Origin of the sequence: Streptomyces beihaiensis, assembly GCF_026274175.1 — a bacterium.
In the GTDB taxonomy this organism is placed as follows: Bacteria; Actinomycetota; Actinomycetes; order Streptomycetales; family Streptomycetaceae; genus Streptomyces; species Streptomyces beihaiensis.
Window position 1 is genome coordinate 1 of record NZ_JAPHNL010000100.1, and the last position, 10,822, is coordinate 10,822.

At 70.7% G+C, this 10,822-nt stretch carries 9 protein-coding genes; 4 read left to right on the forward strand and 5 right to left on the reverse strand.

Annotated features, from left to right (window positions below; translation table 11 throughout):
- Positions 1 to 1,485, forward strand: a 1,485-nt coding sequence (locus OFY01_RS11200) for a class-II fumarase/aspartase family protein (RefSeq protein ID WP_407700320.1), incomplete at its 5' end; no start/stop codon positions are given.
- A gap of 102 nt (positions 1,486 to 1,587) precedes the next feature.
- On the opposite strand, the gene OFY01_RS11205 is transcribed toward OFY01_RS11200, so the two are convergent.
- A complete protein-coding gene (locus OFY01_RS11205) occupies positions 1,588 to 2,211 on the reverse strand; it encodes a TetR-like C-terminal domain-containing protein (protein WP_266598823.1) in 624 nt (207 codons plus the stop codon).
- A 322-nt stretch (positions 2,212 to 2,533) separates the two neighbouring features.
- On the opposite strand from OFY01_RS11205, the gene OFY01_RS11210 reads away from it, so the two are divergent.
- The 3 genes from OFY01_RS11210 (at position 2,534) to OFY01_RS11220 (ending at position 4,848) form a co-directional block, all read left to right on the forward strand.
- The gene (locus OFY01_RS11210; RefSeq protein ID WP_266598824.1) at positions 2,534 to 3,745 is read left to right on the forward strand and encodes a cytochrome P450; all 1,212 of its coding nucleotides are present in this window, start codon (positions 2,534 to 2,536) and stop codon (positions 3,743 to 3,745) included.
- Between the two features lie 34 nt (positions 3,746 to 3,779).
- Positions 3,780 to 4,520 carry a nuclear transport factor 2 family protein gene (locus tag OFY01_RS11215; RefSeq protein ID WP_266598825.1) on the forward strand — a complete coding sequence of 247 codons (741 nt, stop codon included), beginning with the start codon at positions 3,780 to 3,782 and terminating at the stop codon, positions 4,518 to 4,520.
- Between the two features lie 199 nt (positions 4,521 to 4,719).
- Positions 4,720 to 4,848, forward strand: a complete 129-nt coding sequence (locus OFY01_RS11220; RefSeq protein ID WP_266598826.1) for a hypothetical protein — start codon at positions 4,720 to 4,722, stop codon at positions 4,846 to 4,848.
- A gap of 29 nt (positions 4,849 to 4,877) precedes the next feature.
- On the opposite strand, the gene OFY01_RS11225 is transcribed toward OFY01_RS11220, so the two are convergent.
- The 4 genes from OFY01_RS11225 to OFY01_RS11240 all read right to left on the reverse strand — a co-directional run bounded on the left by OFY01_RS11225 (position 4,878) and on the right by OFY01_RS11240 (position 10,739).
- Positions 4,878 to 5,642, reverse strand: coding sequence for a nuclear transport factor 2 family protein (locus OFY01_RS11225; RefSeq protein WP_266598827.1), 765 nt, complete (start codon positions 5,640 to 5,642; stop codon positions 4,878 to 4,880).
- A 66-nt stretch (positions 5,643 to 5,708) separates the two neighbouring features.
- Positions 5,709 to 7,316, reverse strand: a complete 1,608-nt coding sequence (locus tag OFY01_RS11230) for a class I adenylate-forming enzyme family protein (RefSeq protein ID WP_266598828.1) — start codon at positions 7,314 to 7,316, stop codon at positions 5,709 to 5,711.
- Positions 7,317 to 7,452: 136 nt separating this feature from the next.
- Positions 7,453 to 9,699: an MMPL family transporter gene (locus OFY01_RS11235; protein WP_266598829.1), complete on the reverse strand. Its 2,247-nt coding sequence runs from the start codon at positions 9,697 to 9,699 to the stop codon at positions 7,453 to 7,455.
- A 35-nt stretch (positions 9,700 to 9,734) separates the two neighbouring features.
- The gene (locus OFY01_RS11240) at positions 9,735 to 10,739 is read right to left on the reverse strand and encodes an alpha/beta hydrolase (protein WP_266598830.1); all 1,005 of its coding nucleotides are present in this window, start codon (positions 10,737 to 10,739) and stop codon (positions 9,735 to 9,737) included.
- Between the last annotated feature and the right edge of the window lie 83 nt (positions 10,740 to 10,822).

The window sequence follows — 10,822 nt, forward strand, 5'->3', positions numbered from 1 at the left end:
CGCGCCGACGCCGAGCGCCCCGCGGCCGAGCGCCCGGCGACCGAGCAACCGGCGGGCCGGGCGCCCGCCGTCCCCGTCGGGCAGGACGCGGGCCTGCTCTCGCCTGTGCGGGCCGGTACCCCCGTCGAGGCACTGGTCGACGACCGGGCCTGGCTGCAGGCCATGCTCGACGCGGAGACGGCGCTCGCCCGGGCGCAGGCCCGGATGGGTCTGGTGCCGCCCGCGGCCGCCGCGGCGATCACCGAGGCCGGGCAGGCGGACGCCTTCGACCTGCGAGGTCTCGCCGAGGCCGCGCGCGGCGCCGCCAACCCCGTGGTCGCCGTCGTCCAGGCGCTCACCGCCTCGGTGGCCGGGCGCGACCCGGACGCCGCGCACTACGTGCACCGCGGCTCCACCAGCCAGGACATCCTGGACACCGCCGCCATGCTCGTCGTGCGGCGCGCCCTCACCTTCGTCCTGCACTGCCTGGAGGAGACGGCCGGTTCACTCGCGAAGATCGCCGAGGAGCACCGCGAGACCCCGGCGGCGGGCCGCACTCTCACCCAGCACGCGGTGCCCACCACCTTCGGGCTCAAGGCCGCCACCTGGCTGCAGGGCGTCCTCGACGCCCACCAGCGCGTCACCTCGCTCCTGCTCGGCGGGCTGCCCGTCGAGCTCGGCGGCGCCGCGGGCACCCTGGCCGGATATCTGGAGTACGCGCGCGTCGACGCCCCGAGCCTGGCCACCGACGTGACCGGATACGTCGAGACGCTGTTTCGCGCCTACGCCGATGAGCTGGAGCTCGCCGTGCCCGCCGCGCCCTGGCACACGGTCCGCACCCCGCTCGCCGACGTGGCCGCCGTGCTCACCCACACCACGGGCGTCCTCGGCAAGCTCGCCGTCGACGTGCAGTCCCTGTCGCGCACCGAGGTCGGCGAGGTGACCGAGCCCGTCGCACCCGGTCGCGGCGTCTCCTCCGCGATGCCGCAGAAGGTCAACCCGGTGCTGTCCACGCTGATCCGCTCGGCGGCGTCCCAGGTACCGCTGCTCGCCGCCTCGGTGGCGCAGAACCTCGTCGCCGAGGACGAGCGGCCCGCGGGGGCCTGGCACGCCGAGTGGGTGCCTCTCCGGGAGGCGCTGCGGCTGACCGGCGGGGCCGCGCACACGGCCGTGGAGCTCGCCGCGGGCCTGAGCGTGCGCGCGGGGCGGATGCGGGAGAATCTCGCGTCGACCGGAGCGCTGATCGTCTCCGAGCGGCTCGCGGCCCACCTCGCGCCCGTCCTCGGCAAGGCCGCCGCCAAGGCGACCGTCGCCCATGCCTCGCTGCGGTCCGCGGCGGGCGCCGGCACCCTTGCCGAACTCCTTGGGGACGTACCCGACGTCGCGGCCCGCTTCTCTCTGTCCGAACTGCTGGAACTCACCGACCCCGCCCAGTACACGGGGGCGGCGACCGCCTTGGTCGACCGTGTCCTTGAGCGAGCGAGGCAGGTGCTGCCGGGAGGCTGAGCCGCCTCTCGTGCGGCTGACCGGTCAGCCGGTCGGCCGTGGCGGGGATCGTCGAGCGGCGGGCGCCGGACGGGTCGTGGGTGCTGTTGCGGCGAGTGGCCCTCAGGCCGCCTGCCGGCCGGGGGGCACGGCCCCGCCGGCAACCCGCAAACCGGTCAGCGCGTGGTCGGCGATCCTCTCCGCCAGCTCCGCCGTGAGGGGGCCCGTGCCCAGCAGAAGCCGGAACCAGATGGGCCCGAAGACCAGGTCGACAGCGGTGTCCACATCGATGTCGGTCCGCAACTGGCCTTGTTCCTGAGCCAGTTGGAAGCGTTCACGGGCCATGGTCCGGTTGGGCGTGTACACCTTCTCGTGGAAGGCGGCCGCCAGCCGCTCGTCGGCGCGCACCTCGGAGATCACGGCGACCAGGTGCGGGCCGATGCCCGGATCGGCGAACAGCTCGGCCGTCACGGTGAGTTGCTGCGTCAGATCCCTGCGCATGTCCCCCGTTCGCGGAAACCGCATGGACGGGGCGACATGGTGCAGGAGCGATTCCATCACCACGAGGCTCTTCGTGGGCCAGAGCCGCCGGACCTCCTCCTCCTCGACGCCCACCGCGGCCGCGATGTCGGCCAGGCCGATGTCGTCGTAGGAGCGCTCGCGGCACAGCCGGAGCACCGCGTCGAAGACCTTGCCCCGCAACGTCGGACCGGCTTGCGCGGTGGCGGATTGCTCCATGGTTGTCATGCCGACAAGCGTATGGCCGGGACCGTCGCGCCCAGGCCGACCAGACATGGCAACTCCTTGTCACGCGCCACGTCACAGCGCGTCTCGCCGCTGTGACGTGGACCGCAGACCGCACAGAACCGGCCATACCAGGATGGCCGCAACACGCGGTCTCTTTCGCGCCTTCGCGCTTTAGGCGGCCTTATGCGGCTTGCTGGGATCCTCACGCATGGACCGTCCGCAGGGGCGGGCGGCCCGCTGCAAGCGTCTGATTCCGGACAAGCGCAACGCGAGCGGAGGCCATGTGAGCGGCTCAATGACAACGCAGGGTGGTGCCGAGAGCATGCTCGGCCTCGATCCCACCGACCCCGACTTCCGGCAGGACCCCTACGCGACCTACCGGCGGCTGCGGGAGAGCACCCCCGTCCTGCGCAGCCCGGCCGGCTTCTGGGTGCTCACCCGGCACCGGGAGTGCGAACTGGTCCTGCGCGACCAGCGGTTCGGCTATCCGGCGGCGGCCGCCGCGGCGCCGGCCTGCCCGGCCTCCGGCGGGGCGGCGCTGCCCGGCGGATTCGCCGACCAGCGCCACATGCTCATCTTCATGAACCCGCCGGAGCACACACGGCTGCGCCGCGTCCTGCGCGACACGTTCGGGCCGCGCGTGATGCGCAGCGCGACCGGCTACGTCGAGGAGCGCACCGGTCAGCTCCTCGACCGCGCCCTGCGGAGCGGGGAGCCGTGTGATCTGATCTCCTCCCTCGCCCATCCGCTGCCGTTCGGTGTGATCTGCCATCTGCTCGGGGTGCCCGGACCCGACCACGCGAAGATCGAGAAGTGGGCGCAGGACTACCTGGCGGGCGTGAGCCCCTCATTCACCGTCTCGAAGGCGAACCACCAGGGCAGAGACGAAGCCCTCGCCGGGCTCAACGACTACTTCCGCGTCCTGGCGGCTCAGCGCCGCCGGGCCCCGGGCGAGGACGTCCTGAGCCGGCTGATCGCCGCGCAGGACGACGGGCGGATCAGCGAGGAGGAACTGCTCGGCACCTGCATCCTGCTGTTCGTCGCCGGGCACGGTACGACCACCAACCTGATCGGCAACGGCGCGCTCGCCCTCCTGCGCCACCCCGGGCAGCTCGCCCGGTTCCGCGCCGAGCCCGAACTGGCCGCGAGCGCCGTCGAGGAACTCCTGCGTTACGACTCGCCCTCGCACCTGTCGATACGGGTCGCCTTCGAGGACGTCGACCTGGGCGAGGGGAACGTGGTGCGCGCGGGCGAGCAGGTCATCGTCGTCCGGGGCGCCGCCAACCGTGACCCCGAGGTCTTCGCGGACCCGGACACGCTCGACCTCGGCCGCCCCGACAACCGGCACCTCAGCTTCGCGTCGGGCCTGCACGTGTGCTTCGGCGCGCCGCTGGCCCGCACCCAGGCCAAGATCGCGCTGGGCGCGCTCTTCAACCGGGCCCCGCACCTCGCCCTGGCCGACGAGCGGTTGGAGTACAAGCCCAGCCTGCTCTCCCGCGCCCTGGAGGCGCTGCCGGTCACCACCCGTCCATGACCTTCCCGGACAACACACCATCCTTGGAGATGAGATGGACGCAAAGAGTCGCGTCGTGGCGGGCGTACTCGCACTGACCGGCGGCGACACCGATTCCGCCCTCGACACCTACTACGCGCCCGCGTTCGTCCAGCACAGCCCGATGTGCGCGGACGGCAGGGACGGCCTGCGGGAACTCACCGAGAAGGCCAAGAGCGTAGGCGCCCGCTACGATCTGCTGCGCTCGATCGGCGAGGGCGACATGGTGCTCCTGCACGCCCGTGTCACCGGCCTCGCCCCGGTACCGCTCATCCTGTTCAATCTGTACCGCTTCGCCGACGGCCGTGTCGCCGAGCACTGGGAGGCGGTCGCCCCCGAGACCGGGCCCACCGCCTGCGGGCACGACATGGGCGACGGGCCGTCCGAGATCACCGATCGCGACCGCACGGCCGCGAACAAGGACACGATCCGCCGCCTCGTCCAGGACGTCCTCATCGACGGCGAACCGGCCGCGCTCGACGAGTTCTTCGACGGCGACCACCTGATCCGGCACGCCCCTTCGGCTGCCGACGGGACGGCGAGCCTGCGCGAGTCGCTCGCCTCGGTTCAGTACCTCACGCTCCACCGAACCGTCGCCGAGGGCAACTTCGTGTTCGCCCAGTCCGAGGGCGTCCGCGACGGCCGGCCTCACGTGTTCGCCGACCTGTTCCGCCTCGCGGACGGAAAGGTCGTAGAGCACTGGGACGTGCGGACCGAGATCCCCGAACAGATGCCGCACGACAACGGCATCGTCTGAGCGCGAGGTGCGGCCATGACGGATCTCTCCGGTTGCCCGGTCGGGGGCGGGGGCCCCCGCCCCTGAGCCACGACCGTTTGCGGCATCGGCCCGCAGGCGCATGTCCGGCACGCCGTGGTGTCCGCCCGGGCCCTGTCCGTCGAGACAGGGCCCGGGCAGCCGCCGCGGCGTGCCGGACATCATCATGTCCGGCACGTGCGTGTCTGCACCGGCCGTCGTCGGCGTCGGCTACGGCAACGACGCCGCCGACGCCGCCGACAAGGAGTTCTCCCGGCGCCGCCGCGCGCATGCCCGTGCCGTACGTCACCGTCGTGGACGACGACGATGACGTACGGCACAGGCCCCTGGCCCAAGGGCTCAGAACGTGGCGAACAGCGAGTTTTCGTGAGGGAGTTGGGCGGGCACCTCACCGATCACGTCCCAGTGCTCGACGATCTTCCCGTCCGCGATGCGGAACAGGTCGTTGAGGACGTACGGGCGGCCGTCGACCGTGCCCGCGCTCTGCGCCCACACGAAGTTGCCGTCCGCGATCAGCAGGTCGAGCTTCTCGTAGCGGCGCGGGCCCGACTCGAGCCAGCCGCGCAGCGCCGACACCCCGTCGGCGACGTCCGGGCTGTGCTGGACGAGGGTGTCGCCGTCGAAGTACCCGGCGAGTGCCCCCAGGTCGCCGCCGACGAGGACCTTGTCGAACAGGGAGCGGATCAGCTCCCGGTTGTCGTCCGTACGGTCCAGGTCGGTTATCTCGGTCGGCCCGTCGAGTACTCCGTGGCCGCTCGCGGTCTCGGTGACCTGGGCCTGTACGACCTCCCAGTGCTCGGCGAGCCGGTCGTTCTCGACCCGCAGCAGGTTGAAGACGGCGAACGGCTGCGACACCCCACCGCCGTGCGCGTGCAGCACGACCCACGGCCCGTCGGCAAGGACCCGGATCATCTCGTACTTGAACCCGAGGGTCCCCAGCTGCACGATCGTGGTCCGCAGGCCCTCCCGGCCGTCGGACACCAGTGGGCTGTGCTGGCGGAAGTTCTCCGCCCAGTGCCGGTACACCGCGTCGGCCTCAAGGTGCACGAACAGTTCGTCGATGGCCTTCACGACACGGCTCTTGGGCGTGGTCTGGCTCGGCATGTACTGCCACCTCACAGAATCTCGTTCTCGGATCGGACGGGGGTCAGGGGCGCGGTGCGCGGGAACTCATGTCCAGCGGCCCGTGCCGTGGGTGTCCTGGGTCTGCAGGATCTTCTGGCGCAGGTCGAAACGGCGGACCTTCCAGGTGCCGGTGCGCGGGAAGTCGTTCCAGTCGATGACGCGCGGCTCGGCGAGCGCCGGCAGGTCCGCCGTGGCGCGCTGCCAGGCCGCATGGTCGAGGGTCCCGGTGTTGGTGGAGACCACCGGCACCGGAAGGCCGTCCGGGTCGCCGAGCACAATCGCCTCGGTGACCTCCTCCAGGCGCTCCAGAAGCCGGCTCTCCAGCTCGATGCCGCTGGTGCCCGGGATGACGTCGACCTCGCGGTCCAGGACTTCGACGGTGCCGTTGCGCCGGTGGACGCCGATGTCGCCGGTGTTCCACCAGCCGTCCCACACCTTTTCGCGGTGCCTCTCGTTCTCCCCGAGGTAGCCCAGGCACAGGCCCTTGGTCTTCACCAGTACGATGCCGCGCTCGCCGCGCTTGACCGGCTTGCGGGTCTCGGGGTCCACGACCTTGAGCCGGGTGACGAACGGGACGGGACGGCCGACGTTGTTGGTGAACGGCTCGCCCCCGTCGCGGCGCATGATCTTGCGCTTGGAGTAGGAGGCGAGGGTCGCGGGGCCGATCTCGCTCTGCCCCCAGCTCTGCGCCCAGACGGGGCGGCGACGCCGGGTCGCGGCCATGAACGTGCGGACCGTGCTGGGGTGGATGGCGTCGAAGGTGGAGATGAAGGAGCGCACGTCGGTGAACAGCTCCGGGTGGGTCTTCGGCAGTTGCTCCCAGCGCTGGAAGATGTTCGGGCACGCCTCGAGAGTGGTGGGCCGGTTGCGCGAGAGGGTCTCCACGACCGTGTCGGGCTCGCAGCCGCCGAGCACCACGACCTTCGAGGGCACGAGCACGGACTGGGCCTGCACCCAGGTCACCGCCCGCGAGTGCACGAAGGCGATGCAGGAGGCGACGGTGTCGTCGGGGCGGGTCGACAGGAACGGGATGCGGATCGTCTCCATCACGCCGTAGACGCCGATGGTGTCCGCCGAGTGCATGACGAACTTGGGCACGCCCGTGGTCCCGGAGGTGTGAGTGAGCAGCATCGGCTCCGCGTCCGGGCGCAGATCGGGAGCCGGGACGCCCGAGCCCGCCAGGTCCGCGAGGGGCAGGGCACCACTGACCGGCTGCTCCCCCTCGACCGCGACCAGCCGGGTGGCCGGGCCCGCCAGGTCGACCCCGGCCTCGGCGGCCGCCGCGAGCACGGAGTCGGCGGCGACGATGACCTTCGGCTCCAGACGGGCCATCATCTTGCCGAGTACGTCCGGCGTGAACGTCGAGGTGATCATGGCCGGCAGGGCGCCGATCCGGGCCGCCGCGGCGGCGAGCAGGATGACGTCCATGTGGTTGTGCTTGATGATCGCGAGCCGGTCGCCGCGGCGCAGACCCGCCTCGTACAGGCGTCCCGACATCTCGGCGACGAGCTGTGCGAGCGACGCGGAGTCGTACGTGCGGCCCGCCTCGGGGGCGATGTCGAAGGGTCGGTCCAGGTGCCAGGCGGGGCCCGGCTTGTCGCCGAAGTGGTCGAAGTGGGCTCCGATGTTCTTGGGCCGTTTGGTCTGTGGCATGGGCTGTCCTGTTTCGTTAACTGACCTTCTCGAAGACCGAGTCGATGCCCTGTGGGGTGGGTGGTGCGCCCGCCCCACCCGGCCGGGGTGGCCGGGTGGGGCGGGGCGGTGTGCGTGAGGGAGCGGGTGACGTTGCTCAGGCGCTGCGCGACGGCACCGTGGAGGGGGCCTGCGCTGCCGCGGCGGGGGCCGGCTCACCCTCCTCGGACTCGCTGATGCCGAAGCGGGAGTGCAGCTTCTGCAGCGGCTTCGGCGCCCACCAGTTGGCGCGGCCGAACAGCTTCATCAGGGCCGGCAGCAGACCACCGCGGATCAGCGTGGCGTCCATGAGGATCGCCAGCGCCATGCCGAGGCCGAGTGCCTTCATGTAGCTGATGCCGGAGCTGATGAGCACCAGGAACACCAGGGAGAGCAGCACCGCCGCGTAGGTGACGACCTTGCCGACCCTCTCCAGGCCGCTCGCGACGGCCAGTTCGTTGTCGCCGGTGCGGTCGTACTCCTCCTTGATCCGCGACAGCATGAACACCTGGTAGTCCATGGACAGCGCGAAGGCCATGCCGAACGACATGATCGGTACGGTCCAGGTGATGCCGCCGGTGACGATGAAGTCGCCGAACAGCTTGGCCATGTGGCCTTCCTGGAAGATGAAGACCAGCGCGCCGAACGTCGCGGTGAGGCTGATCCCGGTCAGGACGATCGACTGCAGCGGAAGCAGGATGCTCCCGGTGAGCAGGAAGAGGAGCACGAACATGCCGAGGAACAGGACCACCGCGGCGATGGGCAGGTTCTTCTTGAGGGTGTGGAAGGTGTCGGTGCTGACCGCGGCCGGTCCGCCGACCTTCACGTCGAAGGGCGCCTTGGTGTCACGCACGGCGTGCACGAGCGTGTTGCCGGCCGAGGAGTACGGGTCGACGCTCGGCACGACCGACAGATACGTGCCCTGCGCCGCTCCGAAGCGGGCGTCGGCCGCGGAGGCGTCGGCGATCTTCGCGCCCTTGGCGTAGGAGCCGGTGAAGGCGTCGACGCGGGTGACGCCCTTGATCGAGGAGAGTTTGCGGGCGTACGCGTCGATGGCACCGCTCTTGGCCTGCGGGCTGCCCGAGTGGGCGGCCACCACGTTGAGCGCCTGCTGCTCGCGGGTGTTGAAGTCCTTCTTGAGCACCTGCGCGACCTGCGCGGACTTGGCGTTCGAGGGCAGCACGCTCTCGTCGGGCAGCCGCAGCTTCATGCTGGCGGCGGGCAGGCCCAGGGTGATGGCGACGGCCAGGACCAGGATGGCCACCCGCACGGGGCGGCGCATCACGGCGGTGGACAGGCTGTGCCAGAAGCCGCCGCCGTCCTTGGCCGGGTCCTGCTTGCGCTTGATCAGGCGCCACTTGTCGACCCGCGGGCCGATCCACTTGAGCAGCGCGGGAGCCAGGACGATCGCGGAGAACGCGGCCACGAGCGCGGTGGTCATGCAGCCGATCGCGAGGGAGCGCATCATCGTGAACGGCAGGACGAGCAGGCCGACGAAGGCCACGGCCACGGTCAGCGCGGAGAACGCGATGGTGCGGCCCGCCGTGCGCAGCGTGATGGTGATCGCGTCGTTGATCTCCTTGCCCAGGCGCAGCTCCTCCCGGTAGCGGGTGACGAACAACAGGCAGTAGTCGACGCCGAGACCGATTCCCAGGAACGTCGTGGTGTTCTCGACGACGCTCGATGTGTCGCCGAAGAACGTGATGAGGAACAGGGCGGCCATCGACAGCAGCATCGCCGCGAACGCGACCGTGACCGGGAGCAGGGCGACCAGCGCGCTACCGAAGATGATCACCAGGACGACCATCAGGATCGGGAAGACCAACGACTCGGCCTTCATCGCGTCCTTCTGGGACTGCTTGGTGTTCTCCTGCCACATCATGGCCGAGCCACCGGTCTTGACCTGGAGACCGTCCACCTTTCCGGTGAACGCCTCGTCGATCTTCTTGACGCGGTCGATCTGGTCGTCGAAGTTCCCGGTGATCCGGCCGAGTACGACCGCCTCCTTGCCCGTCCTGGAGCGAAGGGCCGGGCTCTTGGCGTCCCAGTACGAAGTGACGTTGGTGACGTGGGCCTGGGCGGCGAGCTTCGCCGACAGGTCGTGGCCCGCCTTGGCGACGGCCGGGTCGTCCACGCCCCGCTTGTCCTTGATGAGCAGAAGGACGTTCGGCTCGCCCTGCTTGAAGGTCTGCTGAAGCTGCTCGGCAGCCTTGCTCGACTCCGTGCCGGACGACTCGTAACCGCCCATGGTGAGCCTGCTCTGCAGACCACCGCCGGCGGCGCCGGCAAGGAAGACCAGGAGGATGGTCAGGAGGACCACCTTGCGCGGTGATCGAAGGACCAGGCGTGACAGCCTGTCAAACATTGGTTCTCCTCGGAGAGTTGGTGGAATGTCCGGCCTCACACCGACCTGGGGAAGGTGCGATCGAGCCAGTCGCGCGTCAGGGCGTAACAGTCCGCAGCCGTCCGGTGGATGGTGAGGGAGTGGCCGCAGCCCGCGATCACATGGGCCTCCAGGTCCGCGCCCGGGGCGTAATAGCCCTTCTCGAAGGCGCGGACACTGTCGGAAGTGGCGGCGAATCCCACGTCGGCGCTGCTGAACAGCGCGTCGTGTTCGCCCACCACGATCAGCACGGGCACCGAGACGGCGCGGGAGTACTCGCTCCGGTAGGTCTCGGGGAGGCTGTTTCCCTCGCCCCAGGTGGCTGTGGACTTGATGCGCTCGTTGTGCGCGGACAGGTCCGGGTCGATGCCGCCCGCATACTCGAGCATCTTGGCGCGGCGTCCGGGACGCTGCGTCAAGTATTCGGCGGGCGCGCCGAGTTCCGCGAGCAAGGGATCCTCGCCCACGGGGTGGAAGAAGTCGTGGACACGGTCGACCTTCTCGTAGAACGAGGTGGTCGTGTGCAGCATGCCGGTGATCACCAGCGCGTCCACGTCCTGGTACCGGGCCGCCTCGACGAGGGCGATGCCCGATCCGTAGGAGTGGCCGACGACGGCCACCCGCGAGAACGCGCGGCCGCCGACGGCGCCGGAGCGCAGCTGCGAGACGATGTGGTGGACGACCTCGACGTGGCTGTCGAGGTTGACGTCGTCCCCGTGCGGTCTGCTGGAGGCGCCGGTGCCGAGCCGGTCGAGGAGGAGCACGGCGTATCCGGCGCGCACCATGTGGGCGCTGTAGTCGTAGTCGCCGGGAACCGTCCAGTACCGGCGGTCGTAGGTCAGGCCGGGCAGCAGCACCTGCACGGTGTCGGCGCCGCCCTCGGGCACGAGCAGTTCGGCGGCGATGTGCCAGGTGTCCTCGCCCGCCGGTACACGGAAGGTGAGTTCCTCGCGCCGCACGCCGGACGCCTGCGTGCCGGGGCCGGGCTCGTACAGGCCCAGCCGCAACGGGGAAACGGTCACTGGGCGCTCCTGACGTCGTGCTCGGACGGTGCGGCCGACGTGATGGCGGACGCGTCGGCGGGGGTCACGCCCACCCCGGCGGT